At 49.2% G+C, this 25,872-nt stretch carries 23 protein-coding genes, 3 tRNA genes and 1 pseudogene; 16 read left to right on the top strand and 11 right to left on the bottom strand.

The window, feature by feature from the left end; all coding sequences use genetic code 11:
* Nucleotides 1-161: 161 nt before the first annotated feature.
* Nucleotides 162-1,058 carry a universal stress protein gene (locus ACSTTO_RS06000; protein ID WP_439272233.1) on the bottom strand — a complete coding sequence of 299 codons (897 nt, stop codon included), beginning with the start codon at nucleotides 1,056-1,058 and terminating at the stop codon, nucleotides 162-164.
* 293 nt (nucleotides 1,059-1,351) lie between these two features.
* Nucleotides 1,352-2,137, bottom strand: a complete 786-nt coding sequence (locus tag ACSTTO_RS05995; RefSeq protein ID WP_439272232.1) for a competence/damage-inducible protein A — start codon at nucleotides 2,135-2,137, stop codon at nucleotides 1,352-1,354.
* A 323-nt stretch (nucleotides 2,138-2,460) separates the two neighbouring features.
* On the opposite strand from ACSTTO_RS05995, the gene wrbA reads away from it, so the two are divergent.
* Together wrbA and ACSTTO_RS05985 are read left to right on the top strand one after the other, a co-directional pair.
* Nucleotides 2,461-3,060 (top strand): NAD(P)H:quinone oxidoreductase type IV, encoded by a 600-nt coding sequence (wrbA, locus tag ACSTTO_RS05990; protein ID WP_439272231.1) that lies wholly within the window; start codon nucleotides 2,461-2,463, stop codon nucleotides 3,058-3,060.
* A gap of 368 nt (nucleotides 3,061-3,428) precedes the next feature.
* Nucleotides 3,429-3,704, top strand: coding sequence for an HU family DNA-binding protein (locus tag ACSTTO_RS05985; protein ID WP_439272230.1), 276 nt, complete (start codon nucleotides 3,429-3,431; stop codon nucleotides 3,702-3,704).
* A 192-nt stretch (nucleotides 3,705-3,896) separates the two neighbouring features.
* On the opposite strand, the gene ACSTTO_RS05980 is transcribed toward ACSTTO_RS05985, so the two are convergent.
* Nucleotides 3,897-4,220: a hypothetical protein gene (locus ACSTTO_RS05980; RefSeq protein ID WP_439272229.1), complete on the bottom strand. Its 324-nt coding sequence runs from the start codon at nucleotides 4,218-4,220 to the stop codon at nucleotides 3,897-3,899.
* A gap of 577 nt (nucleotides 4,221-4,797) precedes the next feature.
* Here ACSTTO_RS05980 and ACSTTO_RS05975 point away from each other — a divergent pair.
* The 4 genes from ACSTTO_RS05975 to ACSTTO_RS05960 all read left to right on the top strand — a co-directional run bounded on the left by ACSTTO_RS05975 (nucleotide 4,798) and on the right by ACSTTO_RS05960 (nucleotide 10,710).
* A complete protein-coding gene (locus tag ACSTTO_RS05975; protein ID WP_439272228.1) occupies nucleotides 4,798-5,988 on the top strand; it encodes an efflux RND transporter periplasmic adaptor subunit in 1,191 nt (396 codons plus the stop codon).
* A gap of 8 nt (nucleotides 5,989-5,996) precedes the next feature.
* Nucleotides 5,997-9,089, top strand: a complete 3,093-nt coding sequence (locus tag ACSTTO_RS05970; protein WP_439272227.1) for an efflux RND transporter permease subunit — start codon at nucleotides 5,997-5,999, stop codon at nucleotides 9,087-9,089.
* Nucleotides 9,090-9,283: 194 nt separating this feature from the next.
* Entirely contained in the window at nucleotides 9,284-10,279 is a 996-nt protein-coding gene (locus ACSTTO_RS05965) for an LLM class flavin-dependent oxidoreductase (RefSeq protein WP_439272226.1), read from the top strand.
* Between the two features lie 2 nt (nucleotides 10,280-10,281).
* Entirely contained in the window at nucleotides 10,282-10,710 is a 429-nt protein-coding gene (locus ACSTTO_RS05960; protein WP_439272225.1) for an OsmC family protein, read from the top strand.
* A gap of 13 nt (nucleotides 10,711-10,723) precedes the next feature.
* Here the strand turns inward: ACSTTO_RS05960 and ACSTTO_RS05955 are convergent, their stop codons facing one another.
* The 3 genes from ACSTTO_RS05955 to ACSTTO_RS05945 form a co-directional block, all read right to left on the bottom strand.
* Complete coding sequence (locus ACSTTO_RS05955; protein ID WP_439272224.1) at nucleotides 10,724-11,761, bottom strand: DmpA family aminopeptidase; 1,038 nt, start codon at nucleotides 11,759-11,761, stop codon at nucleotides 10,724-10,726.
* Between the two features lie 376 nt (nucleotides 11,762-12,137).
* Nucleotides 12,138-12,989, bottom strand: a complete 852-nt coding sequence (locus ACSTTO_RS05950; protein WP_439272223.1) for a D-amino-acid transaminase — start codon at nucleotides 12,987-12,989, stop codon at nucleotides 12,138-12,140.
* Between the two features lie 211 nt (nucleotides 12,990-13,200).
* The gene (locus ACSTTO_RS05945) at nucleotides 13,201-13,428 is read right to left on the bottom strand and encodes a hypothetical protein (RefSeq protein WP_439272222.1); all 228 of its coding nucleotides are present in this window, start codon (nucleotides 13,426-13,428) and stop codon (nucleotides 13,201-13,203) included.
* Nucleotides 13,429-13,430: 2 nt separating this feature from the next.
* Between ACSTTO_RS05945 and ACSTTO_RS05940 the strand changes: the two genes are divergently transcribed.
* The 8 genes from ACSTTO_RS05940 to ACSTTO_RS05905 all read left to right on the top strand — a co-directional run bounded on the left by ACSTTO_RS05940 (nucleotide 13,431) and on the right by ACSTTO_RS05905 (nucleotide 21,806).
* Nucleotides 13,431-13,574 (top strand): hypothetical protein, encoded by a 144-nt coding sequence (locus ACSTTO_RS05940; protein ID WP_439272221.1) that lies wholly within the window; start codon nucleotides 13,431-13,433, stop codon nucleotides 13,572-13,574.
* Nucleotides 13,575-13,583: 9 nt separating this feature from the next.
* Complete coding sequence (gene kdpF / locus ACSTTO_RS05935; RefSeq protein WP_439272220.1) at nucleotides 13,584-13,673, top strand: K(+)-transporting ATPase subunit F; 90 nt, start codon at nucleotides 13,584-13,586, stop codon at nucleotides 13,671-13,673.
* 32 nt (nucleotides 13,674-13,705) lie between these two features.
* Entirely contained in the window at nucleotides 13,706-15,403 is a 1,698-nt protein-coding gene (kdpA, locus tag ACSTTO_RS05930; protein WP_439272219.1) for a potassium-transporting ATPase subunit KdpA, read from the top strand.
* Between the two features lie 9 nt (nucleotides 15,404-15,412).
* Nucleotides 15,413-15,580: a hypothetical protein gene (locus ACSTTO_RS05925; RefSeq protein WP_439272218.1), complete on the top strand. Its 168-nt coding sequence runs from the start codon at nucleotides 15,413-15,415 to the stop codon at nucleotides 15,578-15,580.
* An 88-nt stretch (nucleotides 15,581-15,668) separates the two neighbouring features.
* Entirely contained in the window at nucleotides 15,669-17,729 is a 2,061-nt protein-coding gene (gene kdpB / locus ACSTTO_RS05920; RefSeq protein WP_439272217.1) for a potassium-transporting ATPase subunit KdpB, read from the top strand.
* An 11-nt stretch (nucleotides 17,730-17,740) separates the two neighbouring features.
* Nucleotides 17,741-18,304: a potassium-transporting ATPase subunit KdpC gene (gene kdpC, locus ACSTTO_RS05915; RefSeq protein WP_439272216.1), complete on the top strand. Its 564-nt coding sequence runs from the start codon at nucleotides 17,741-17,743 to the stop codon at nucleotides 18,302-18,304.
* Between the two features lie 26 nt (nucleotides 18,305-18,330).
* Entirely contained in the window at nucleotides 18,331-21,114 is a 2,784-nt protein-coding gene (locus ACSTTO_RS05910) for a DUF4118 domain-containing protein (protein WP_439272215.1), read from the top strand.
* Nucleotides 21,111-21,806, top strand: a complete 696-nt coding sequence (locus ACSTTO_RS05905; RefSeq protein WP_439272214.1) for a response regulator transcription factor — start codon at nucleotides 21,111-21,113, stop codon at nucleotides 21,804-21,806. Before ACSTTO_RS05910 ends, ACSTTO_RS05905 begins: the two co-directional genes overlap by 4 nt.
* A 148-nt stretch (nucleotides 21,807-21,954) precedes the next feature.
* Here the strand turns inward: ACSTTO_RS05905 and ACSTTO_RS05900 are convergent.
* Together ACSTTO_RS05900 and ACSTTO_RS05895 are read right to left on the bottom strand one after the other, a co-directional pair.
* Nucleotides 21,955-22,029, bottom strand: a tRNA-Asn gene (locus ACSTTO_RS05900).
* Nucleotides 22,030-22,314: 285 nt separating this feature from the next.
* Nucleotides 22,315-22,389: transfer RNA gene (locus ACSTTO_RS05895), tRNA-Asn, on the bottom strand.
* Nucleotides 22,390-22,578: 189 nt separating this feature from the next.
* Here ACSTTO_RS05895 and ACSTTO_RS05890 point away from each other — a divergent pair.
* Together ACSTTO_RS05890 and ACSTTO_RS05885 are read left to right on the top strand one after the other, a co-directional pair.
* Entirely contained in the window at nucleotides 22,579-22,968 is a 390-nt protein-coding gene (locus ACSTTO_RS05890; protein WP_439272213.1) for a hypothetical protein, read from the top strand.
* Between the two features lie 27 nt (nucleotides 22,969-22,995).
* Nucleotides 22,996-23,069 (top strand) — tRNA-Cys (locus ACSTTO_RS05885).
* A 453-nt stretch (nucleotides 23,070-23,522) separates the two neighbouring features.
* Here ACSTTO_RS05885 and ACSTTO_RS05880 read toward each other — a convergent pair.
* The 3 genes and pseudogenes from ACSTTO_RS05880 to ACSTTO_RS05870 all read right to left on the bottom strand — a co-directional run bounded on the left by ACSTTO_RS05880 (nucleotide 23,523) and on the right by ACSTTO_RS05870 (nucleotide 25,781).
* Complete coding sequence (locus ACSTTO_RS05880; RefSeq protein ID WP_439272212.1) at nucleotides 23,523-24,206, bottom strand: MarC family NAAT transporter; 684 nt, start codon at nucleotides 24,204-24,206, stop codon at nucleotides 23,523-23,525.
* Nucleotides 24,207-24,324: 118 nt separating this feature from the next.
* Nucleotides 24,325-24,669: pseudogene (locus ACSTTO_RS05875) on the bottom strand (DMT family protein).
* Nucleotides 24,670-24,902: 233 nt separating this feature from the next.
* Complete coding sequence (locus ACSTTO_RS05870; protein WP_439272486.1) at nucleotides 24,903-25,781, bottom strand: NAD(P)-dependent oxidoreductase; 879 nt, start codon at nucleotides 25,779-25,781, stop codon at nucleotides 24,903-24,905.
* Between the last annotated feature and the right edge of the window lie 91 nt (nucleotides 25,782-25,872).

Below are 25,872 nucleotides of genomic sequence, written 5' to 3'. Positions count from 1 at the left end.
GAGATGCGGCCTGAATATAGCTTATTATTATTGAGTGTCGTGGTGCTTTAAAGGCCGCCTTAAGGCTGCACATCTGCTGTCTGAACAGGTGTTTTATGATTTTGCCATTGAAAACACCAAGGCGACAGCCTGCTCATAAGGCAGGCTACGCAAGGGGAGATTTACCGCGAAAACAGTGTCAGGCAGGGCATATTGCCGAGAAATGAGCGCGTAACGCCGCCAAAAATCAATTCTTTAAGGCGTGACTGGCTGTAAGCTCCCATAATAAGCACATCAATTTCATTATCCTGCACATATTGGCGCAAACGATCCTGAACGGTCAGCCCTTCAGAGGGAATAAGATCAATGTCAGCATTGATACCGTGCCGTTGATAGGCCTGTTGCAGGCGGCGGGCAATTTCCGGAGCCTCACGCGGCACGCCCGGAATATGCGGCCGCTCCGGAATAACAATTGTGTTGGTTTCCTCATCCTCGGGTTTTGGCGCATTGACCCAGACAATGTGAACCTGCTCACATTGGCGCGCCAGCGGCAATGCATCAAATGCAGCGCTGGAGGCTTCATATTTACCGTTAAAGGCAACCGCCAGATTGCTGATTGTGCGGGGGGGATGAAAATTATAAGGAACAATCAGTGCAGGTGTTTTGGTGTTGTAAATCAGCTGATCCAGCGGAGTAATCTGCGTGTCCGGATCATCCGGATCCGCCTGACCGGCAATGATAAGATCTGCTGCCATGCCAAATTCATTGATTGTGTTGCTGGCATTATCGCTTTCTGAACGAATAATGAGAAATTCCGATGTGGTTGCGTAACGGGAAATCTGACTATTAAAGAATTCCGCAATGGCTTGCGCATTGTCCTGATGGTGCCGCAGATGATTTTCATAAAATCCGGCATCTATAAAGCCGCTGGCATCAGAATAAATCACCGGCGTCGGAATTACATATAAGCCGGTTATATGAACCGGCTCCCCATCCCGGACAAGCAGATTGAGAGCCTTGAACAATCGCTGCAATTCCCGCATGCTGCGGGTATAAACAATGACGGTACGATAGGACATGGAAACACTCCTTATTCGTTACGCGCGGGAGCCGGATTTTCTGATCCGGCTCTAAATTATATCGTATGTTTCATTGGCAATAAATGTAAATAGATATCAGGCTGATCGTATTTTAAGATCTGCTTAAATCTGAATTATGACCCCTGATGATAAATTTGTTGCCTGTTTTGCATTGTGTTTTCAATCAAAGAATAGCGGGTATTTTTAAGGAGCAGGGCGCAGCCGGTTGTGAACCGGACAGGGCTTTGTGGTTTTGAATTAATCAGGCTGTGCCCTGCATGTTCAATCCTGTTTCATTGTTCAATTTCTTGCAGCATATGCTCAATAGCTTTTACGGCGGCCATCATTTTGTCTTCAGCGCGGGCACGAACAACGAGCTCTGTTGAAAATTGGTTGTTTTCAAATTTAGGATAGGAACCGATAATGGTTTCGGGATGTTGCGCCTGCACATTGCGCAATGGACTGCCGATGACGCCCTCACCAAAAGGGCAGATAATTGTGGCTGTGAAAAAACGGCTGCCGGTGCGCAATTGCGGCACAATATTTTGTACCATAGCCTGAAATACAGAAGGCACGCCGGCCATGACATAAACATTGCCGATGATAAAACCAGGCGCCACAGAAACCGGATTATCAATATGCCGCGCCCCTTGCGGCATACGCGCCATGCGCATACGCGATTGGGTAAATTCCATACCCCGCGCTTGATAATGCGCGGTAAGGAGTGCCATTGCCTTGTCATCATAAATGCAATTGAGATTAAAAGCATCAGATATGGCATCTGCCGTTATATCGTCATGGGTCGGGCCGATGCCGCCGGATGTGAAAAGATAATCATAAGTGCCGCTCAGTTCCCGCACGGCCTTGACAATTGCCTGATGGTCATCGGCAATAATACGCACTTCAGTCAGGTCAATGCCGATTTCAAAAAGGCTGTCTGCCATATAGCCGATATTTTTATCCTTGGTGCGGCCGGATAATAATTCATCGCCGATTGCAAGCATGGCTGCACGGATGATTACGGGTGGTTCTTGCGGCTGCAAAATGGCTGCAGCATCTGATGCTGGTATTCTGGTCATGGGAGGCTCCGTTGGATAGGCCAGCATGGCAACAGGCAACCTGTAAGGTCAAGGTGATTATTGCAGAACCCGCCGCATTTATGCCCGATCAGGCAAAATATATTGAGCGGAATACTGAACATTGCGTTTTATATTGCCCTGACTGGCAAAACGAAAAACCTGCGCTAATTTTATACCGGTAACGAATATTCTCGCCGGAGCAACCGGTTGCAGCCCGTGTTCCGTCTATATCCGGATTGTGCTTTTTTGCAGTAAAAACAGGCAGATTTGCAAGCCGGATAAAACAATATTTGCGCATCAAGGCAGGCAAACGGAGATTTGAAATGGCTAAGGTTCTTGTTCTTTATTATTCTGCTTATGGCCATATGGAGCAAATGGCCAGAGCCGCGGCAGAAGGTGCACGTGAGGCTGGCGCGCAGGTTGATATCAAGCGAGTTGCGGAATTGGTACCGCTTGATATTGCGCGGGCATCGGGTTTCAAACTGGATCAGGAGGCTGAAATTGCCGTGCCGGCTGATCTTGAAAATTATGATGCAATTATTGTCGGTGTATCATCGCGCTTTGGCATCATGTCGTCTCAGTTGAAAAACTTTTTTGACCAGACCGGCGGCTTATGGGCAAGGGGTGCTCTGGTCAACAAGGTTGGTTCGGTTATGGCTTCCACTGCCACGCAGCATGGCGGTCAGGAGCTGGCGCTGATCTCCACTCAATGGCAATTGCAGCATCATGGTATGATTATTGTTCCGCTGTCCTATGCCTATCAGGGGCAGTTGGGCAATGATGTGGTGCGCGGCGGTGCGCCATATGGCATGACCACAACCGCCGATGGCGATGGTTCGCGCCAGCCTTCTGCGCAGGAGATGGAGGGTGCGCGTTTTCAGGGGCGGCGTGTTGCTGAAATTGCAGCAAGAATTCATGGCTGAATGGAAGCAGGATTTTAGCACGGTGTAATAAAAGCGGCTGCAGCCGCTTTTATTTTGCTATTTTTCGCGCGTGAATTTTATCTCATGAAATATGATTTTTTGCTTTATTAGCTGATTCGAAATCCGATTTCAGACCATGCATGAGAGATTCGCACAAAAGTGCAATTAAGCGGCGCAGGCGGCAAAAATTGCATATTACAGGCAGCAGGCTGGATAAAATACCGGATTTCAGGGCTTATTTCTGTGTTTAATGCTGATTTTACGGCTTCCTATGGCAAAACTACGCTTGGTTCATTTATTTCTTTGAATAGAATTCGCCAATCCGGCTGAGTCGTAACCAGCGGAAAAAACGTGAAAGGAATTACCTCATGAACAAAAATGAACTGGTTGCTGCCGTTGCAGAAAAATCGGGCTTGACCAAGACCGATGCTGCTTCCGCTGTTGACGCTGTGCTTGAATCTGTAACCGGTGCATTGAAAGCAGGCGGCGAAGTTCGTTTGCCGGGCTTCGGTATTTTCTCCGTATCACATCGTGCCGCTACTACCGGCCGCAATCCTTCCACCGGTAAGGAAGTGGAAATTGCTGCCCGTAACGTACCAAAATTTTCAGCAGGTAAAGGCTTGAAAGACGCTGTGAACAGCTGATTTTAATTCTTGTATAAAGGCTGCGGATCTCGCTTTAATATCGTGTATCTTATGCCGAGAGAAAGCCGCAACCATAATATTTAAGCCGCAAAGACGCTCCCGTCTTCTGCGGCTTAAAATTTTTTACCGGTCATTTTTTGTGGATGCTATTTTAAAAAGCCGGAAGCACAAAGTGCATCAACAGTTTTGCTGTTATTTGTGCCGCGAGGCATCGGTACCAATATCAACAATTACCGAGCCGCTGATTTTAACGCGTGTATTATTAATCATAAAACCGCCTTGGGGATCATCAGGGGAATGATCATCCATAGGCTCCGGCTTTGCTATGCCGACAATCGGCCTGGCGGGTTTTACGCCCGGCAAAGTTGTCAGGCCGGTTGCAGGCTTTGGCGGGTGTGAGATTTGCGGCCTTGTTTGCCCGCCTTTTTCAAAGCCTGATATTTGTGCGCCTGCAAGCTGTGCCGGCACAACGGAGGCAAATATAATGACCAGAGCAATGGATAGTGTTTTGAACATGGCGCAAGCATAGCTTGTTTTATTGCTATAGGGGAGGGCTTTTTGAAAAAAGCGTACTCTTGGTTTTCAAGAATGAATCATGCAGGATAAAGCAGGCTATTGCTGGCCGGATATTTATTGGTAATATGTAATTTGCCTGATATCTGATGCCTGATTGCATGTTTTGCAATAACATTTTTGTTATCTGCAATATTAAATTATTGTGCCGAATAATATGGTGATCAAATGAAAACCTTGTTTAATAAGGCGCGATTTGTAATAACTTCACATTAATTTGTCGTTTTCTGATTAAAATTCAGCAAAACCGGCATAAATCCTGACAGGAATGCGCTTCTTTAGTGGTGATGTCTTGCTGTATTTCTGCGCAGTTTAAGCCTTGCCGAAAAATGAGGCGCTTAAAAGCCCGGAGATGCTCACTGAGGAAGATGCAGATGACTATAGCGTGACCTGAGCATGAGTTGACAAGTTTCTGCGTAACGTACAGTTATCGCATCCTGATTATTATAAACGATGTCCAGCTATGCCGATTGGACATTTTTCGTTCTGTATCCATTCTGCGGCAGGAGTGCCACATAAGATGATTAAACGGTTCATCATCGCCATTATATTGCTGGTTTTGGTTTGCGGGGGGCTTATCGGATTTAATCTGTTTCGGGCACAGGCTATCAAGGACTTCTTTGCCAATATGAAACAGCCGTCACAGGCGGTTTCCACTCTTGATGTAAAGCCCGGCCAGTGGAAGCCGGGGATTGAGGCTATTGGTACAGCCCGCGCGGCCGACGGCGTTAACCTGACCTTCCAGATTGACGGTGTTGTCAAGGAAGTTTACTTCAAGCCTAACCAGCTGGTTAAAAAGGGTGATCTTCTGGTGCAGCTGGATGATGAAATCCAGAAAGCCGATCTGGCCGCCACCAAGGCTGAGGCCGAATTAAGCGAGCAGAATTATAAGCGCGCCCAGACATTGCGCACTCAGGGCGTGGGTGCTGTTTCCAATGTTGATACAACGTCTGCAGCATTGTCTTCTGCCCGGGCAAATGTGGCCAAGGCGCAGGCTACGCTTGATCTGAAGCGCCTTGTTGCGCCGTTTACCGGTGTTATCGGTATTTCCCGTGTTGATATCGGCCAGTTTATGGCGCCGGGCACTGTGGTGGCAACCTTGCAGAATGTTGATACGATGCGTGTTGATTTCACCGTGCCGGAGCAGGAGTTGAAAAACCTGTCAATCGGGCAAGAGGTGCAGATCGGCGCATCTGCAAAGGATTATAATTTTAAGGGCAAGATCATTGGTATTGACCCGAAAATTGATCCCTCAAGCCGTTTGGTTTCTGTGCGGGCACAGGTTGATAATTCCGATAAGTCGCTGGTGCCCGGGCAATTTGTGCATGTTCGTGTGATCCTGCCGGATGAAGATAATGTGATTGTGCTGCCGCTGACAAGTGTCGTAACCAGCCTTTACGGTGATTATGTTTTCACCGTTGTTAAAAAAGACGCTGCCAAAGATGCCGGCAAAGACGCCAATAAAGAAACCGGAAAAGACACAACTGCCGATACTGCCGCAGCAGCGGAAGCAAAAGACAAGCAGGATGATTTTGTACTGCATCAGGTCTTCGTGAAACTCGGCCGGCGTACGGGCAATAATGTTGAAATTCTGAGCGGCGTGAAGGACGGTGATATTGTTGTCACCGCGGGTCAGAACCGTCTGAGCAACGGCATGAGCGCGCATATTGACAATACTGTCAATCCGGCTGATGCAATGAACAAGAAATAAGGTCGAAAATGAGCTTTTCTGATATTTTTATACGCAGGCCGGTTCTTTCGATTGTTGTTGCGCTGCTGATTATCCTGCTGGGGCTTCAGGGGATTTTCAATCTTTCAGTGCGTCAGTATCCGGAAGTGGATGAAACGGTCATCACCGTTACCACAACTTATCCGGGTGCGAGTGCCGAGCTTATTCAGGGCTTTATCACGTCACCTATTGCCAAGGCTGTGGCGACAACTGAAAATGTTGATTATGTGACCTCCAAAAGCAGCCAGTCTATCAGTATTGTGACTGTGCAGATGAAGCTTGGAGCCAATCCTGATGCCGCACTGACCGAGGTGATTTCCAAGGTCAATCAGGTGCGTGGTGATCTTCCAAGTGAATCTGAAGATCCTGTGATTACCAAGGGTACGGGCCAGTCTTTTGCGACTATGTATCTGGCTGTGCAAAACCCTAATATGAGCAATGAGCAGATCACGGAATATATTGACCGGGTGATCCGTCCGCGCATGTCCACCATTGAAGGTGTGGCTGATGCGCAAATCCTTGGCGGGCAGGAGTTTTCCATGCGCGTCTGGGTGGATCCGATCCGCATGGCTGCACGCAATGTGACAGCCTCGGAAGTGCTGGCTGCAATCAAGGCTTCCAACTTCCTTTCAGCGCCGGGTAAAACCAAAAACGAATATGTGGCAACGGCTATCACGCTGCGCTCCACATTGCAGACGCCTGAAGCCTTTGCTGAAATGCCTATTCGTGCTGATGGTGCGGATGTGATCCGCATGCGTGATGTTGCCAATGTGGAGCTGGCTGCAAAAAGCACGGATACGATTGTGACCTTTAATGGTTCCAGCGGTACATTTATCGGTGTGTTCCCGACACCGGCTGCAAACCCGATTGACATGGCAACCGCGGTTAACAAAGAGCTGCCAAGTATTCAGGAATCGCTGCCGCAGGGTATGAGCATTATTCTGGTTTATGATGCGACAGAGCAGATATCTTCCTCCATTGTTGAAGTTTTCAAGACAATTGCTGAAGCGATGATCATTGTTGTTATCGTGATCCTGCTGTTTCTGGGCTCGTTCCGCTCGGTGCTGATCCCGATTGTTACAATTCCAATCTCACTGATTGGTGTATGTTTCTTTCTGTTCCTGATGGGCTTTTCAATCAATCTCCTGTCACTTCTGGCAATGGTGCTTGCCATTGGTCTGGTGGTGGATGATGCGATTGTGGTGCTGGAGAATATTCACCGTCATATTGAAGAGGGGCTGACGCCAATTCATGCATCTTTTGTAGGCATGAAGGAGATTACCTCTTCCATTGTGGCGATGACCATTACACTGGCTGCGGTATTTGCACCGCTTGGCTTTACCGGCGGATTGACCGGCTCGCTGTTCCGTGAATTTGCGTTTACGCTGGCTGGCGCGGTGATTATTTCCGGTATTGCGGCGCTGACTATTTCACCAATGATGTGTTCGCGCATGCTGCGTCATGGCCAAACCAGCAAATTTGCCCGCTTTGTGGATAATTTTTTCACCCGTTTTGAAAACCGCTATGAGCGTCTGGTTGGCGGTTCGCTGAATTATCGTCCGGTTACAATGCTGGTCGTGGTATGTCTGGTTGCATTGATGGGCTTTTTGTTCGTCAATACATCATCAGAGCTTGCGCCTGAAGAAGATTCAGGTGCGCTTTTCTCGATCTTTAACGGGCCTGAATATGCAACATCAGATTATACCAAGCTTTATGCCGATCAGATTGACGAATTGACCAAGGATTTGCCGGAGCTTAAAGCCCGTTTCAATATTGTTGGTTTTGGCAATTCAACCAGCCAGGGTATTGCGCTCTGGGCGTTGAAAGACTGGTCGGATCGTGAGCGTTCACAAAAGCAGATTCAACAGGATCTCACGGCGCGCATCAAAGATGTAGCCGGTGTGCAGGCCTTTATCTTTGCGCCGCCGTCCTTGCCGGGCACCGGCGGCGGCCTGCCGATTTCCATTGCAATTCAATCAACCGGTTCATCTGATCAGGTTTTTGAAATTGCAGAAGAAATCAAGAATGAGGCACAGGCTTCAGGACAATTTATCATTGTTCAGAATTCGCTGTCCTTTAATTCGCCGCAGACTGTGATTGAGGTTGACCGTGACAGGGCATCGGCCATGGGCGTGAGTGTCAGTGAAATCGGCGCAACCCTGGGATTGATGACCGGCGGCGGCAAGATTGCACAATTTGACCGTGATAATAACAGCTATGATATTATCATGCAGGTGCCGGATGAATATCGCCGCAATCCGTCAAAACTTGGCGAGTTTTATGTGCGCAGCGCCTCCAATGAAATGGTGCCGCTTTCAGCTGTGATCCGCATTACGGATCATGCGGCGCCTGCCGCGATTGAACAGTTCAATCAGTTGAATTCGTCCACAATTTCGGCGCTGCCGCTGCCGGGTGTAACAACCGGTGATGGTTTGAACACCATTGTCAATATTGCCAAGTCCAAATTGCCGGAAGGTTTCTTCATTGATTATTCCGGTCAGTCACGTCTGGAGGTTGAGCAGGGCAACACAATCCTGATCGCGTTCTCTTTGGCGGTTATTGTGATTTATCTGGTGCTGGCGGCACAGTTTGAAAGCTTCCGCGATCCGTTTATCATCATGATGACTGTTCCGTTGTCGATTTTCGGTGCGATTGTGCCGTTGAATATCGGCCTTGGTACTTTGAATATCTATACGCAGGTGGGGCTGATCACGCTTGTGGGGCTGATCACCAAACATGGTATTCTTATGGTGGAATTTGCCAATCAGCAGCGCCATGATCATGGCCTGAGCCGCCATGATGCGATTATTGCGGCAGCCAAAACACGTCTGCGCCCGATCCTGATGACCACGGCTGCCATGGCACTTGGCGTGGTACCGCTGATGATGGCAACAGGGGCAGGCGCTGCCGCGCGTTATTCCATGGGTCTGGTGATTTTCACCGGATTGATGGTGGGCACCATGTTTACGCTGTTTGTGGTGCCGATGTTCTACACGTTGATTTCCGCAAAAAATGTCAAGCCTCTGGTTTCAGTGCCGACAGAAGAGGAGTTGAAAGCGGAAGTGCAGTCTGCGCACCATTAATCTGCTTTCTTGCCCGGTTTTACAGTGGCGGGCAGGCATAAAAAAACAGAATAAAGGCCGGTCATCATGACCGGCCTTTTTCACAAGGGCAGTTTTGCATTATTGCCTGTTACCAATAAGAAAAGCTGCAACAATTAAATATGAAGAGGCCTATTGCCTCTGGTATTATATAGTCAGTGCTATATATATGGAGCATGACAAAATTTTCCGTTCTTGATCTTGCACCGATAACTCTGGGAAGCACTGCGGCACAGGCGATAAAAAACACTGTGGATCTTGCGCAGCATGCTGAAAAACTAGGGTTTCATCGTTATTGGCTGGCCGAGCATCATAATATGCCGGGCATTGCCAGTGCCGCCACATCCGTATTGATTGGCCATGTGGCCGGCGCTACCAACACCATGCGCATCGGGGCGGGCGGTATTATGCTGCCCAATCATTCTCCCCTTGTTATTGCCGAGCAGTTTGGCACGCTTGCTTCAATCTATCCTGATCGTATTGATTTGGGGCTTGGGCGGGCGCCGGGTACAGATCAGCCGACATTTTATGCCTTGCGACGTAATTCCAGTGCGGATGCGCAGTCTTTTCCGCAGGATGTGGTTGAGCTTTTGGGCTATTTTGATGAGCCTACCAGTGAACAGCGCGTATGTGCCTATCCGGGCGCCGGCCTTCATGTGCCGGTCTGGATTCTTGGCTCCAGCCTGTTTGGCGCACAATTGGCGGCAATGCTGGGCTTGCCATATGCCTTTGCCTCGCATTTTGCACCGGCGGCGCTGGAAGAGGCAATTGAGCTGTACCGGCACCGGTTTGAACCCTCCCGATATCTGGATAAGCCCTATGTCATGGCCGGCTTTAATGTTTTTGCAGCGGATACGGATGCCGAGGCAAAATTACTGTTTTCTTCAATTCAGCAAGCTTTTGTAAATTTGCGCACGGGCAAAGCCGGACAATTGCCGCCACCGGTTGAAAATTATGAAGAAACACTTGATCCGCGTTTTGTACCGGTTATCAGGGCAGCTCTGTCTTGTTCCGCGGTTGGCAGTCCTTTGCGCGTGCGACAGGATATTGAGGCGTTTATCGCCCGCACCGGAGTTGATGAATTAATGATTACTGCTCAGATTTTTGACCATGAGGCACGGTTGTGCTCTTTTGAATTATTGGCGCAGGCTATGGATTTAAAGGCGGGATAGAGATGGTCAAACCGGCAATACGTACAAGACAGACCGGTGCTATTGCCAGTTTGCGCGGGCAGGAAAAGCCACAGATACGTTCATGCACAGGTGGTGAAATCGCGCTGGAAAATACAGTTTCCGGCGCGGGTTTCAACGCGATTGATTTGCTTTATGCATCTTTGACCGGCTGCCTGGTAATGAGTGCCCGCATCGCAGCGCGTAAACTTGGTTTTATTGAGCGTATCAGCACCTGTGATGTGCAGGTAAATGGCGAAAAAACGATTGAAGAGCCTTATCGTATTAAACGCCTTGATGTAAAATTCAGCTTCACCGGCACTCTGAGCAAGGCTGAACAACATGAGCTGGCAGAAGCTGCGGAGGCGATATGCACGATCAGCAATACGCTGAAAGCCAATACTGAAATAGTTTTTACCTTGCAGGGCGAATAAGCCTTATAAAGGCTTATTCTTTCGGGCTCGCGCGCAGCCAGTCTGCCAAGGACCGGCGGCTGTTACCATCGCGTCCGGTAAAGTTCTCGGCTGCGCAAAGCGAGTTGAGAATGGCTTCCTGTGTGGATTCTGTTGCGGCGCGGAACAGTTGGTCGATCCTGTCTTCATTCAGTGCCTGCATGGCAAGGAGATCGGATTTTTGATCATGGTCAATGGTCACGCCTGTGGTGAAGCCAATTGCAATATCGCCGCTGCCATGCCCCCAGAAGGCGCCAAGGCGGGCAATGCCTGCGCCGCAACGGCGAATTACGCGCTGCAACTGGCGATGCTCCAGCGGAATATCCGTGGCCATGATCATCATAATCGAGCCTTTTTCAGCACTGTCAGGAAGGTCAGGTACGGGGCGGCGGCCGTCCGGTAAGGTCAGATCGCCCTTGCGGCCAAAATTGGAGAGAACCAGAGTGCCAAGATGATAATCCCTGCCATCCAGCCTGATCCGGCGCGATGATGTGCCTATACCGCCTTTGAAGCCAAAACAGGTCATGCCGGTGCCTGCACCCACATTGCCTTGCGCTACAGCGCCGCTTGCAGCATTATCCAATGCTGCAAAAGCATCGGCTTCAGTTACAGCCATGGCCTGAATGTCATTAAGCGGGCCGTCATTGCATTCGCCGACTACAGCATTGACCGTGGAGGTGGTGCGGCCAATATCGGCATTGGCGGCGATTGCACGCTTGATCAGCGCGTTAACACATGTGCCCACGCCCAGCGTGTTGGTGAGCAGGATCGGGGTTTCAAGAGAACCCAGCTCATTAATCTGCACAAGGCCGGCGCTTTTGCCAAAGCCATTGATGGATTCAGAGGCGGCAAGAACTTTTTTGCGAAATAAATTGCCATCATGGGGCAAAATGGCAGTAACGCCGGTATTGATATTGCCTTTACGAATTGTGACATGGCCGACCTTGACACCCGGAACATCGGTAATCGCGTTATTTGTGCCTGTTGGCATGATGCCGCAGACAATGCCAAAATCGCGTGCAGAAACAGACATTCGAAACTCCAATCAGTCAGCCGAAGATAAAATGACAGCCCGTCCGGAAAAGCCGGCGGGCTGTCAGCACATTATCATCAGGCATTAAAAAGAAATTACAATTCCGTTTCTGCGACGGTGTGTCGTTTCAGTGTGGTGTTAATGCCTGACATATGATCAGAGCCAAGGAAAAAAACGGTTTTCCGGGGGGAGGCCCAAAAGTAAAACCGTTTTATGGGGCGCTTATGATCATAGGGTTATCCGGCCATGATGATTTAAATTATGGCCGGATGAAGTGATTGAACTCTTGCTTATCAGCAATGATTACCAATACGGGCAATCATACAGGCTGTATTTATAAGGCGGTTATTTATAGCCGCTTTTCCTTATGGCAGGCTTAAGCTGATGCTTTTGCCAGTTCAATATATTTATCCTGCAGGCTGCGGGTAATTGCGCCCGGTTTGCCGTCAGCAATTGTCTTGCCTGCAATTTTTACAACCGGTGTAACAAAGCCTGATGCACTGGTCTGGAAAGCTTCCTTCGCCTGAAACGCCTCTTCAAGTGTGAAGCGGCGCTCTTCCATTTTCAGCTTGTTTTCCTCAGCAATTTTCAGCATGGCAAGGCGTGTGCAGCCGGGCAAAATTGCATTGGAATTCGGGCGAACGATCAGTACATCATCAGCCGTAATAATAAATGCGCTGGAGGAGGCGCCTTCAGTGATAAAGCCATCTTCCTGCATCCATGCATCCTGACAGCCATTGGCTGCCGCTTCCTGTTTGGCGATGACCTGTGCCAGAAGCATAACAGTCTTGATATCGCGGCGCTGCCAGCGAATATCATCAACCACGTGAATGGCAATGCCATTTTGCTGGGAGGCTGAGCCGATAAGCTTTTTCACCTGAGTGAAAGCGATCAGGGTTGGCTTCATATCGGCATTATATACAAAATCACGATCTGCCGCGCCACGGGTGATCTGCATATAGACCACGCCTTCAGTGAGATTATTGCGTTTGATCAGCTCTTTCTGCATGGTGATAATATCTTCATCACTCAACGGAGCCGGTACATTGATCATTTTCAGCGAGCGGCTAAGACGCGCCAAATGCGCATCATTATCAACCAGTTTGCCGTCCACAACGGCGCTGACTTCATAAATACCATCAGCAAACAAAAAACCGCGGTCAAATACCGAGATTTTTGCTTCTTCTTCCGGCACATAGGCACCGTTTACATAGATAATTCGGCTCACAACGCATTCCTTGGCGTTAAATTTTATGGGAATCTGACTGTTTCGAGGCTATGCAAAAAAAGGCAGCCAAGCCAATGTTTTGTTTTCTGAACCTTATGCAAGAATTGCATATTGATAAAAATCGCTTTTATCGGATAAAGAAAGCCATAAAATTTACAAAAAAGATCAGCCTTGTTTTTAATGCTGTTGCAAGGTTGTAAAAAAGAGAAATTTATAAAGCAAATAAATGCTCCCGATTTTTTATTTTGTGATAATTTGAATTAAATTTTTTAATTAACTTATTTAAATTATGAGATTTTTCTGTTTTTGAAAGAAGTAATGCTGCCGTTAAATATAGCCATTTATATATAAGATTTTTATATCCTGAACACTTTCCCTCTCTCGAACCACTATGCGCTTTGGCGCCATAATTCTGCCTGATTTCGGCATGGCGACGCAATTTTGCACCTTGCCGAAACCGGCCTTGCCGCAAAAGCAGGCCGCAGTTTCAGGAGTTTGAAAAAAATGGATGTCATTATGATTGCCGCAGGCGCAGGCTTTATCGGCCTTAGCTATTTCTATGCCCTTGTCTGCGACAGGCTGTGAGAGGTCATCATGTGGTTTGATTACGGTCTTGGCGGCGCTGTTGCCGTCTTGCTCAGCCTTTATCTGGTTTATGCATTGGCCAGACCTGAGCGTTTCTGACCCTGCTTTATGAGAACGGAAAGTTTTCTCCAATGACTTTTAATGGATTATTGCAGATCGGGCTGTTGTTCGGGCTCACAATTCTGCTGGTCAAGCCGGTTGGCTTGTATCTTACCCGTGTTTTTACCGGTGAGCGGGTGTTTCTCTCGCCGGTTATCGCGCCGGTTGAACATGGTTTATACAGGCTGGCCGGCACCCACGAAAAAGAAGAGCAGCACTGGACGGTTTATGCCGCATCATTGCTCATGTTCAGCTTTGCCGGTTTTGCGCTGCTTTATGCCTTGCAGCGGCTGCAGGGCATGTTGCCCTATAATCCTGCCGGTATGCAGGCTGTGGAGCCGACATCAGCTTTTAACACCGCTGTCAGCTTTATGACCAATACCAACTGGCAAGGCTATGGCGGTGAAAGCACAATGAGCTATTTCACCCAGATGGCCGGCATTACGGTGCAGAATTTTGTTTCTGCCGCCACGGGTATTGCCGGCGCTATGGCGATTATCCGCGGCTTTTCCCGCGCATCTAGCAAGACGATCGGTAATTTCTGGGTCGATCTTACCCGCGCCACACTTTATGTGCTGTTGCCAATCTGCATTATCGGCACGCTTGTGCTGGTAGGGCAGGGTGTGCCGCAAAATCTCAACAGCTATACGCTGGCAACCACACTGGAAGGCGCACAGCAAACCATTGCGCAAGGGCCTGTGGCCTCACAGATGATTATCAAACATCTGGGCACCAATGGCGGCGGTTTCTTTAATGCCAATTCATCGCATCCGTTTGAAAATCCGACTGCGCTGACAAATCTTATCCATCTGTTGTCGATTTTTGTGATCTCCACCGCCATGACCAATGTTTTTGGCCGCATGGTGGGCAATCAGCGGCAGGGCTGGGCATTATTTGCGGTTTTTGCGGTTCTTGTGGTGCTTGGAACTTCGGTTCTTTACTGGGCGGAAAGTGCCGGCAATCCGATGATGCAGGCCATGGATGTGGTTGGCGGTAATATGGAGGGCAAGGAAGCGCGTTTTGGTATTGCGTTGTCTGCGCTGTTTTCTGAAGTGACCACGGCTGCCTCCACCGGTGCGGTTAATAATATGCATGACAGCCTGATGCCGCTTGGCGGACTGGTGCCGATGTTCAATATGCAGATCCCCAATCTTGGCGGTATCGGCGCGGGCATTTATGGCATGTTGCTGTTCTTTATCCTGTCGATCTTTATTGCAGGGCTTATGGTTGGCCGCACACCGGAATATCTGGGCAAGAAAATTGAAGCCAAAGAGGTGAAAATGAGCTTGCTGGCAACATTTGGCCCTTCGCTTGCCATTCTTGGATTTGCCGCTTTGGCGGTTGTGCTGCCGCAGGGCTTGTCAAGTATTCAGGATGCCGGACCGCATGGTTTCAGCGAGGTGCTTTATGCCTATTCTTCAGGCGCCAATAATAATGGCAGTGCTTTTGCCGGTCTTAATGCCAATACGCCTTTTTATAATTTAACCATCGGCTTTGCGATGTTGATGGGGCGTTTTCTCCTCATTGTGCCGGTGCTGGCCATTGCCGGTTCGCTCGCTGCCAAAAAGACAGTTCCTGCCTCTGCCGGAACACTGCCAACCACAGGGCTTTTGTTCATTGGCCTCGTCTTTGTTGTGACCATGATTGTCGGCGGGCTCACTTTCTTTCCGGCTTTGGCGCTGGGGCCTGTTGTTGAGCATTTCTCGCTGTTTTCCGGTCAGTTGTTTTAAAGGTGTGAAATGGCAAAACATTCTTCCCTTATGCGGCAATTGTTCCGCCCCGGCACAACAGCAAAACATAAGTTGAAATGCGCAAAAGAGGATAATTGCCCCAAGACCACCAGCCTGATGCTGATCCTGCTTTTAGGGGTGCTGGCAATTGTCTTTCTTGTGAAGGCCCTTGGCTAAATTTAGTTCAAAGCATTAACTTATCATTCTATCACTATGAAATTTTATGCACTTTTATAAGTTGCATAGATTCAGAGGGAGGGCTCACATGAGCCAGTCAAAAAAATCCACATTGATGGATGCGAAAATTCTGCTGCCCGCCATTGGCGATGCATTTCGCAAGCTTGATCCGCGCATCCTGATCAAAAATCCCGTGATGTTTGTTGTTGCGGTTGTAACATTGCTGACGACGGTTTTGTTTGTTAAGGACTGGGCAAGCGGCGGTGCTGATCTCGGTTTTTCGTTCCAGATTATCCTGTGGCTGTGGTTTACGCTGCTGTTTGCCAATTTTGCCGAAGCCGTGGCTGAAGGGCGCGGCAAGGCACAGGCAGAATCCTTGCGCCGCACCCGCTCTGAAACAGAAGCCAAATTGCTGGATGGCAATGATAAAGGCAGCTACAGGCTTGTTGCCGGTAACAGCCTCAAGGTTGGTGATATTGTGCTGGTGGAAGCCGGTGATATCATTCCTTCCGATGGCGAGGTGATTGAGGGTGTGGCCTCGGTTAATGAGGCGGCCATTACCGGTGAATCTGCCCCTGTTATCCGTGAATCGGGCGGTGACCGCTCTGCGGTGACAGGCGGCACACAGGTTCTCTCCGATCAGATCAAGGTGCGCATTACCGCTGCTGCCGGTTCAACCTTTATTGACCGGATGATCTCGCTGGTGGAAGGGGCAGAGCGCCAGAAAACCCCCAATGAAATTGCGCTCAATATTCTGCTTGCCGGTATGACGCTGATTTTTGTGCTGGCGGTGGTGACAATCCCAAGCTTTGCCACTTATGCCGGTGGTTCTGTGCCGGTGATTGTGCTGGTTGCTTTGTTTGTGACCTTGATCCCCACCACGATCGGCGCCTTGCTGTCTGCCATTGGTATTGCGGGCATGGATCGTCTGGTGCGGTTTAATGTGCTGGCTATGTCCGGTCGCGCGGTGGAGGCTGCCGGTGATGTGGATACGCTGTTGCTTGATAAAACCGGCACAATCACACTTGGCAACCGTCAGGCCACGGAATTTTGCCCGCTCAAGGGTGTGAGTGAACAGCAATTGGCTGATACGGCGCAGCTTGCATCCTTGGCTGATGAAACACCGGAAGGGCGCTCTATCGTGGTGCTCGCCAAGGAAAAATATGGCATCCGCGCCCGTGATATGGCGAGCCTTCAGGCAAATTTTGTGCCTTTTACCGCGCAAAGCCGCATGAGCGGGGTGGATGTGGAAGGCAGCATTATCCGTAAAGGTGCGGTGGAAGCTGTGCTGAAATATGTGGCTGCACAAGCCAATGGCACTGGATTGCAGGCAGAAAAAACAGAAATTGAAGCTATTGCCGCACAGATTGCCAAGGCCGGCGGCACGCCGCTGGCGGTGGTGAAAGATGGCAAGCTGCTTGGTGTTGTGGCGCTGAAGGATATTGTTAAAGGCGGTATTCGCGAGCGTTTTGCCGAATTGCGCCGTATGGGCATCCGCACGGTTATGATCACCGGTGATAATCCGATGACAGCGGCGGCGATTGCGGCAGAGGCGGGCGTGGATGATTTTCTGGCGCAGGCCACACCGGAAAACAAGCTGGCGCTGATCCGCGAGGAGCAGGCCAAGGGCAAGCTGGTGGCCATGTGCGGCGATGGCACCAATGATGCGCCCGCTTTGGCACAGGCTGATGTGGGCGTGGCTATGAATACCGGTACGGTGGCTGCGCGTGAGGCGGGCAATATGGTGGATCTCGACAGTGATCCGACCAAGCTGATCGAGATTGTTGAAATCGGCAAACAATTGCTGATGACACGCGGTGCGCTGACAACGTTCTCGATTGCCAATGATATCGCCAAATATTTTGCTATTATTCCGGCGATGTTTCTCGCATTTTATCCGCAGCTCGGCGTGTTGAATATTATGGGGCTGCATAGTCCGCAAAGCGCCATATTGTCGGCCATTATCTTCAATGCGCTGATTATTATTGCGCTGATTCCGCTGTCTTTGCGCGGGGTGCAATACCGGGCTGTCGGCGCAGGCGCCCTGTTGAGCCGCAACCTCACAATCTATGGCCTTGGCGGCATTATCATGCCTTTTGTGGCAATCAAACTGATTGATATGGCCATTACCGCTCTGGCACTGGTGTAAGGAATAAATCCATGTTGAAACAATTACGTCCCGCAGTGGCAATGATTATCGGCCTGACGGTGATTACCGGTATTGCCTATCCGCTGGCCATGACCGGCGTGGCACAGGCGCTGTTTCCTGAACAGGCCAATGGCAGCCTGATTGTCAGGGATGGCAAGGTTATCGGCTCCTCCCTGATCGGCCAGCAATTTACCTCGGAGCGTTATTTCCATGGCCGTCCGAGTGCTGCCGGTGATGGTTATGATGCCACATCCTCCGGCGGCTCCAATCTTGCGCCAAGCAGCAAGGAATTGCAGGTGCGTGTGCGGCAGGATGTGCAAAAGCTGAAATCAGAAAATCCGCAGACTGCAATTCCGGTTGAACTGGTAACGGCTTCGGGCAGCGGGCTTGATCCGCATATCAGCCCGCAGGCAGCCCTGTTTCAGGTTCCGCGTATTGCCAAAGCGCGCGGGCTTGATGAAGTTTTGCTTAAGCAGCTTATTGAAAAACAGACACAGCCAAGATTGCTGGGTGTGCTGGGCGAACCGGTGGTGAATGTGCTTGCGCTTAATCTTGCACTGGATCAATCTAGGTAAATAATAACCGGCAGGACAGCCTTTGAATGAATGACGATACTGTGCGGCTGGCAGAAAACCGGCCATCGCCGGATGCTTTGCTGGCCAAAGCCGAACAGGAAACCCGTGGCCGCCTCAAGATTTTTCTTGGGGCGGCGCCGGGCGTTGGTAAAACCTATGAAATGCTGATGTCCGGACGGGCATTGCTTGCCGATGGCGTGGATGTGGTGATTGGCGTGGTGGAGACCCATGGCCGTCAGGAAACGCAAGCCCTGACCGAAGGCTATGAGATTATTCCGCGCGCACGGGTTGATTATAAAGGCCATGTGCTGGAAGAGATGGATCTTGATGCGGTTTTGGCGCGTAAACCGCAATTGGTGCTGGTGGATGAGCTGGCGCATAGCAATGCGGCCGGCAGCCGCCACCCCAAACGATATCTTGATGTGGAAGAACTGCTGGCGCATGGTATTGATGTTTATACCACGCTGAATATCCAGCATGTGGAAAGCCTCAATGATGTGGTGGCGCAAATTACCCGTATCCGCGTGCGTGAGACTGTTCCGGATAATATTATTGACCGCGCTGATGATATTGAAATTGTTGATATTACACCGGCAGATCTGATCAAGCGATTGCAGGAGGGCAAGGTTTATCTGCCCAAGACCGCCAAACGCGCTACGCAGAATTATTTCTCACCCGGCAATCTTACGGCCTTGCGCGAGCTTGCCTTGCGGCGCACTGCGCAGCGCGTGGATGATCAGCTGCTAAGCCATATGCAGGCCAATGCTATTTCCGGCCCGTGGTCTGCCGGTGAGCGGGTGTTGGTTTGTATTGACGAACAGCCCCACGGCGCGGCTTTGGTGCGTTATGCCCGTAGGCAGGCCGACAGGCTGCGCACGCCATGGACGGCACTTTATGTGGAAACATCACAAACCGCCACATTATCTGAAGATGATAAAGACCGTATTGCCGCAACTTCCAGACTGGCAGAACAGCTAGGCGCGGAAATTGTTACGCTGACCGGCCATGATGTGGCGCAGGATGTTATTGATTATGCGCTGGCGCATAATTTCAGCCATATTGTTATTGGCCGGCCTAAAAAGCCGCGCTTAAGAGAAATTTTTGAAGGATCTGTCACCCATGATCTGATCCGCAAGGCGGGCAATCTCAGCCTTCATATTATTTCCGGCACGCAACAGGATGCACCGCCTGCACGGCAGGTGGCAACGGCAAAAGCCAGGGCTTTTTCGCCTTTGCCTTATCTTTTCAGCCTTGGTTTTATCCTCATCGCCTTGCTGGCCGGCACATTGCTGGAACATGTGCTGGATGTGCGCAATATTGCTCTGGTTTTTTTGATGGCGGTGCTGACAAGCGCGGTTTTTTCAGGTTTGCGGCCTGCTTTGTTTGCCTCGGTGATCAGTGCCTTTGCGTTTAATTTTTTCTTTTTGCCGCCACTTTATACCTTGCGCATTACCGAGCCGGAAAGTGTGATTGCGCTTGGCTTTTTTATTTGTGTGGCACTTGTCGCCAGCAATTTAACCGCCCGTGTGCAGCGGCAGGCTGTGGCCGCGCGCAACCGCGCCAGAACAACAGAAGGGCTTTATCAGTTCAGCAAAAAACTGGCCGGCGCCGGCACGCTGGAAGATGTGTTGTGGGCAACGGTTTATCAGATTGCCGCCATGCTGAAAGTGCGTGTGGTTGTGCTGTTGCCCGATGAGCGTGAGGCTAATAAGACCATTTCGGTTCATGCCGGTTATCCGCCCGATGACACGCTGGCTGATTCTGACATTGCGGCTGCGCGCTGGGCGTGGGAGCATGATCGTCCGGCAGGGCGCGGGGCAGATACACTGCCGGGTGCCAAGCGGCTTTATCTGCCGCTGCGCACCGGTGGCAACACAATTGGCGTGATCGGGCTGGATGATGACCGCCAAGGGCCATTATTGACACCGGAGCAGCAACGCCTGTTTGATGCGCTGGCAGAGCAGGCGGCGCTGGCTATTGCCCGTATCCAGCTGGTTGACGATCTTGACCGCGCCCAGCTTGCCGTTGAGGCCGACCGGCTGCGCTCGGCCTTGCTTACCTCAATTTCACATGATCTTAAAACACCGCTTGCCGCCATTCTTGGCGCTGCCGGTACGCTCAAAGATTATTCGGCAGCCTTGCCGGAACAAGACCGCGCGGAACTGCTGACCACGGTGGTGGATGAATCAGAGCGGCTCAACCGTTTTATTGCCAATCTTCTTGATATGACGCGCATTGAATCAGGAGCGATGCAGCCGAACAAATCACCGCAATATCTGGGCGATATTGTTGGCAGTGCGCTGAAGCGCGCGGCGAAGATCTTGCAGCATCACCGTGTGGAAACAGATATTGCCGCTGATCTGCCAATGCTGAAACTGGATCCGGTTCTGTTTGAGCAGGTTTTATTTAACCTGCTGGATAATGCTGCCAAATATGCGCCCCAAGGCACATTGGTGCTTATTCAGGCGCGCACAGAGCAACAGGATATTGTGTTGCAAATCAGTGATGAGGGGGCAGGGATACCGCCTGGCGATGAAAAACGCATTTTCGACAGTTTTTACCGGGTATATAAATCTGATCAGGTGCGGGCAGGGACAGGGCTTGGGCTGGCTATTGCCAAAGGGTTTACGGAAGCTTCAGGCGGCACAATAACAGCCGGTAATCGCAGTGAGGTTTCAGGGCGCACGGGTGCCGTTTTCACCATACGTCTGCCGCTGCAATTAAGCGCCAGTACTGTCCGGAATGAACCCCGGGATGAACCCCAGAATGAACATTGTAATGAAACGGAAAAGGGAGCCTGTTCCCGATGAGTCAGAATATTGTCCGGATTTTGGTGGTGGATGATGAACCGGCAATCCGTAAATTGCTGCGGGTGGGGCTTGGAACGGAAGGTTTTGCTATTCTTGAAGCGCCTTCCGCAGCCATCGCCAAAGAAATTATGCACAATGACAGGCCGGATCTGGTTTTGCTGGATTTGGGGCTGCCTGATATTGCCGGCCATGATCTTTTGGCGCAATGGCGTGCAGAGCTGATTGATTTGCCGGTGATTATCCTTTCCAGCCGCACTGATGAGAGCGGCATTGTGAAGGCGCTGGAGCTTGGTGCTGATGATTATGTTACCAAACCCTTTGGCATGAAGGAGCTGGCAGCGCGAATTCGCGTGGCACTGCGCCATAAATTGCAGGAGCAGGGCGAAAAGCCGGTTTTCCAAACGGGTGAATTATCGGTGGATCTGGTTAAGCGCATTGTGCGGCTTAAAGGGCAGGAGGTGAAACTCTCGCCCAAGGAATATGATATTTTGCGCATTATGGTGCAGCATGCGGGCAAGGTGCTGACCCATTCTTTTATACTCAACCAGATATGGGGCGGGATGAGTGATGTGCAATATTTGCGCGTTTATGTGCGCCAATTGCGCCAGAAGCTTGAGGATATACCCGATCAGCCCTTTTATATTCTGACAGAAACAGGTGTCGGCTACCGGTTGCGTGAGGCTGATAGCTGATTTTTAAAATTGATTTCTTACAGAGCATTTCAGTTTTATCGTTTTTATAAAAAGCTGAAATGCTTTTAAATTTTATGATGTCATATGCGCATCATAAGACAGGTGCAAATACAAAAATAAAGGGAACGGGATAAAGCCTGAAAATAAGTGGCTCCCCGGGCCGGATTCGAACCAGCGACCAACCGGTTAACAGCCGGTTGCTCTACCGCTGAGCTACCGGGGAACAGCGCTCTGGCATGTGCATGAGAGGCCTATAGCAAATGAATATGACCCTTGCCAAGCCTTTAATTTGATATTGTACAGGAAAAAACAGTTTTATGATAATGCCTGTCGTTTTGTGCGCAATTGATGAAGTGCGATTGGCAAAAATGATGAAAATTATTTTATTCCAAAGCATTAAATATAAATGCCAAAATGCACACAGGATCATAAGTGTACGGCATAATAGGTGCAGATAAATTTTATAAATTGTCCGGAGAGGGGGCTGCATTATTTTCAGAGAAAGAAGTGGCTCCCCGGGCCGGATTCGAACCAGCGACCAACCGGTTAACAGCCGGTTGCTCTACCGCTGAGCTACCGGGGAACAGTGCTCTTGTTTACAGCGAATTGGCGTATAGCAAAAGCATTTTGGTTTTGCCAAGCCCTTTTATGCTTTTTTATCAGGTTTTTAGCGGAAAATTTTTAAAAATGGCAATTTTGGGCTTTTGTAACATGTTACAGGGCTGATTATGTTGATAATTTTTTGATTTATAGCACTCAGGATTGCGGCGGCATGCGGCATGTAATTAATAAATGCGCAAACTGCCTGATGAAAACCGCAGTGATTCTGACGGGCATTATGATTGAGCAATTTTTTAATCAAAAACGAGATGGCGGGCGTGCGAATCTGCTGCTCGATAAAAACCTCCCATGTGTGATTCCGCACAAACGGATATATGCTGTTTCTGGCTGTGGTATTTTTAGTGCGATCCTGCACAGAATGGTCACGAATGCGCTTTTAAAGTTGCTTGAATGGCATTGTTGCGCTGAAAAAAAGGCCAAATTTTGCAAATGGTTAAATTCCGGATGGTTAAAAGCGGGGAAGCCTCTGCATAAATTCAGGTCTTTAGTGAAATTTTGTCAGAAAGCGCATTGCAGACACTTGACGATTCACTCCGCTTAACCTATTCAGCAACCAACCACATCGGATGGCCTCGTGGCGGAGTGGTTACGCAGAGGACTGCAAATCCTTGCACCCCGGTTCGATTCCGGGCGAGGCCTCCATTTTATTCTATCATTTTGATTAATATGTTTTTTATAAGATTCTTGATACAGATTATGATGATAAAGTTTATTTATATTTTTGAGTGCTAATTCAAAAATGCAATAATAAAACAGCAACAAGCGTTGTAATGCCGGCAAATGCGACAAAAGCCAGAAATGTATCGCTCATAATTCCTCCGCAATATGGTTTTTTAATAAAATGCGTGCGTTCAAAATTCGGAACTGTTTGATTTTTCAGGTATCGGACAAATATCAAGATTTTGTATGATATATATGAAGGTTAAGGCAGAAGCCGGACATGTTTTGCCTTTACAATTGGAATTCCGGCAAAGGGCAGGATTTACGCATTTGCAATGCATAGTTTAAAAATGCGCATGATCAACACGCGCCCGCATATTTACAATATGTGCGTTTTCGTTTGTATAAAATATGGGAGGTAATTTTACCTGCCAGTCAAAACGGGTTGGCCTGCGCCAGGCCGGCAAACTCCCTGTAAAAATCACGTGTGCCGGATGCCAGAAATTGCACTGCAATACAGGTAAGAAGAAAACCCATGATTTTTGAAATGGCCTGCGTGCCATGCTTACCCAGAAGTTTTTCAATAAACTTTGATGCAGAGAGCATGATAAAGGCAATGCAGGTAACAATGGCAATGCCGATGAGAATATGAATATGCCCCATAATCATATGCCCATCCGGTATTTGCGAGCCAAAACCCATAACCACCGCAATGGAGCCGGGGCCTGCAAGGCTTGGCATGGCAAGCGGGGAGAAGGAATAATCCATATCGGCTTTTTTGATATCAGAAGCTGAAGAGTCAACTTCTGAAGATGTGTCATTGCCTGAAAAGACCATGCGCAATGCCAGTATCAGGATAATAATGCCACCAGCAACACGAATGCCCGGCATGGAAATGCCAAAAAGCGTGATAATACCTTTTCCAAGCAGCAAGAATGTTGCCAAAATACCAAAAGCATACATACAGGCCTTGGCCGCCTGTTTGCGCTTTTTCTCATCTGACATACGATTTGTGAGCGACATATATAAAGGAATCGTTGTCAATGGATTCATAATCGGCAAAAGCCCGATAACAACAAGTGCAGTATATTTAAAAAAGTCGATTATATACGCCATCATTCATTCCTCTTTTTATGGCGTATGTAAAATTTTTCTAAGAATAGCAAATTTTACACGCAGGCTTTTATAAAATTTACGTAAACTAATATTAGAAGTTGCAGAAAAACATCAGTAATCGCTATTTAAACGGCCCCGCAAAAATAAAAAACGCACCGGCAGCAATCAGGCTAAAGCCAACAAGATGATTGATGATTAGTTTTTCCCCCAGATATAAAACAGAAAACAGGATAAAAACCGTAAGGGTGATAATCTCCTGTATCGTTTTTAATTGTGAGGCGGAATAAACCTGATAGCCATATCTGTTGGCCGGCACTGCAAGACAATATTCAATCAGCGCAATAGTCCAGCTGGCAATAATAACAAGCTAAAGCGGCTTGCCCGCAAATTTGAGATGCCCGTACCAGGCCAGCGTCATAAACATATTGGAAGCAATCAGCAATAAAACAGGAAGAATATAAGGCATGGCCCGGGCTCAAGATCAGGTGCGGAAGTGATTGGTGCATGGTCTGGCTTATGGCCAGCCAGTATCAACAATCAGTCTTTGTATAAGGCAAGCATAGTGTGCTGACATTTCATTATTTTGATAAAAAGCTGATAGTCCTGACAAGAGATGCAGGAATGATTCATATCGGCATTTTGGTGTGAATCATCCCTGCACGGAGCTATTTTGGGCAGGGTATTTTGCAATTTTGCGGTTTATTTATTCTCAAGCCGCGCGAGCAGTGAAGATGTATCCCAGCGTCCGCCGCCAAGCTTTTGCACATCCTTGTAATATTGATCGACCAGCGCGGTCAGGGCGAGGGTGGCGCCGTTGCGATCTGCTTCCTCAAGACAGATTTTGAGATCCTTGCGCATCCAGTCAGTTGCAAAACCGAAATTATATTCCCCCCTGATCATGGTAGGGGTGCGGTTTTCCATCTGCCACGAGCCGGCAGCCCCTTTGGAAATAACATCGATCACATTTTGAATATCAAGCCCTGCGCATTTGCCAAAATGAATGGCCTCTGCCAGCCCCTGCACAATACCGGCAATGCAGATCTGGTTCATCATCTTGGCAAGCTGGCCGTTGCCTGCAGCGCCCATCAGACCAACGGAGCGCGCATAGGCGGCAATGACCGGTTTTGCTTTTTCAAACACAGCCGCATCTGCGCCGCACATCACGGTCAACACACCATTTTCAGCACCGGCCTGACCACCTGAAACAGGTGCATCTATAAAATGAAAACCGCGGCTGCGCGCCTGTTCATCCAGTTCACGGGCAATTTCAGCAGAGGCTGTGGTATTATCAATAAAAATTGCCTCTTTGCACATAGTATGAAAAGCGCCATCCTCACCAAGTGTTACCTGCCGCAAATCATCATCATTGCCCACACAGCAAAATACAAAATCCTTATCGCGTGCTGCTTCTGCCGGCGTGGCAGCAAAATGCCCCTCATAATGCTGCGCCCAGTTCTGCGCCTTGCTCAGGGTGCGGTTATAGACCGTAACTTCATGATTGCCGCGCGTTTTCAAATGTCCGGCCATCGGATATCCCATAGTACCAAGGCCGATAAATGCAACTTTAGCCATTTTTATTCCTGCAAATTCAGTAAATTGTTTTTATGATGCGGTTTAAGAGGATAGCCGGTTATTGTGCCGCGGCATCTTGGTAAATGCATCGCATGCG

The organism is Pseudochrobactrum albidum, assembly GCF_051851455.1.
Taxonomy (GTDB): domain Bacteria; phylum Pseudomonadota; class Alphaproteobacteria; order Rhizobiales; family Rhizobiaceae; genus Pseudochrobactrum.
Note: the sequence above shows the minus strand (reverse complement) of the source record. Positions and strands in the feature narration are given on the sequence as shown.

Excerpts from the sequence above, each read along its gene's own strand:
- ACSTTO_RS06000 (WP_439272233.1), bottom strand. The coding sequence starts at position 1,058 with ATGTCCTATCGTACCGTCATTGTTTATACCCGCAGCATGCGGGAATTG.
- ACSTTO_RS05995 (WP_439272232.1), bottom strand. The coding sequence starts at position 2,137 with ATGACCAGAATACCAGCATCAGATGCTGCAGCCATTTTGCAGCCGCAA.
- wrbA (WP_439272231.1), top strand. The coding sequence starts at position 2,461 with ATGGCTAAGGTTCTTGTTCTTTATTATTCTGCTTATGGCCATATGGAG.
- ACSTTO_RS05985 (WP_439272230.1), top strand. The coding sequence starts at position 3,429 with ATGAACAAAAATGAACTGGTTGCTGCCGTTGCAGAAAAATCGGGCTTG.
- ACSTTO_RS05980 (WP_439272229.1), bottom strand. The coding sequence starts at position 4,220 with ATGTTCAAAACACTATCCATTGCTCTGGTCATTATATTTGCCTCCGTT.
- ACSTTO_RS05975 (WP_439272228.1), top strand. The coding sequence starts at position 4,798 with ATGATTAAACGGTTCATCATCGCCATTATATTGCTGGTTTTGGTTTGC.
- ACSTTO_RS05970 (WP_439272227.1), top strand. The coding sequence starts at position 5,997 with ATGAGCTTTTCTGATATTTTTATACGCAGGCCGGTTCTTTCGATTGTT.
- ACSTTO_RS05965 (WP_439272226.1), top strand. The coding sequence starts at position 9,284 with ATGACAAAATTTTCCGTTCTTGATCTTGCACCGATAACTCTGGGAAGC.
- ACSTTO_RS05960 (WP_439272225.1), top strand. The coding sequence starts at position 10,282 with ATGGTCAAACCGGCAATACGTACAAGACAGACCGGTGCTATTGCCAGT.
- ACSTTO_RS05955 (WP_439272224.1), bottom strand. The coding sequence starts at position 11,761 with ATGTCTGTTTCTGCACGCGATTTTGGCATTGTCTGCGGCATCATGCCA.
- kdpF (WP_439272220.1), top strand. The coding sequence starts at position 13,584 with ATGTGGTTTGATTACGGTCTTGGCGGCGCTGTTGCCGTCTTGCTCAGC.
- kdpA (WP_439272219.1), top strand. The coding sequence starts at position 13,706 with ATGACTTTTAATGGATTATTGCAGATCGGGCTGTTGTTCGGGCTCACA.
- ACSTTO_RS05925 (WP_439272218.1), top strand. The coding sequence starts at position 15,413 with ATGGCAAAACATTCTTCCCTTATGCGGCAATTGTTCCGCCCCGGCACA.
- kdpB (WP_439272217.1), top strand. The coding sequence starts at position 15,669 with ATGAGCCAGTCAAAAAAATCCACATTGATGGATGCGAAAATTCTGCTG.
- kdpC (WP_439272216.1), top strand. The coding sequence starts at position 17,741 with ATGTTGAAACAATTACGTCCCGCAGTGGCAATGATTATCGGCCTGACG.
- ACSTTO_RS05910 (WP_439272215.1), top strand. The coding sequence starts at position 18,331 with ATGAATGACGATACTGTGCGGCTGGCAGAAAACCGGCCATCGCCGGAT.
- ACSTTO_RS05905 (WP_439272214.1), top strand. The coding sequence starts at position 21,111 with ATGAGTCAGAATATTGTCCGGATTTTGGTGGTGGATGATGAACCGGCA.
- ACSTTO_RS05890 (WP_439272213.1), top strand. The coding sequence starts at position 22,579 with ATGCGGCATGTAATTAATAAATGCGCAAACTGCCTGATGAAAACCGCA.
- ACSTTO_RS05880 (WP_439272212.1), bottom strand. The coding sequence starts at position 24,206 with ATGATGGCGTATATAATCGACTTTTTTAAATATACTGCACTTGTTGTT.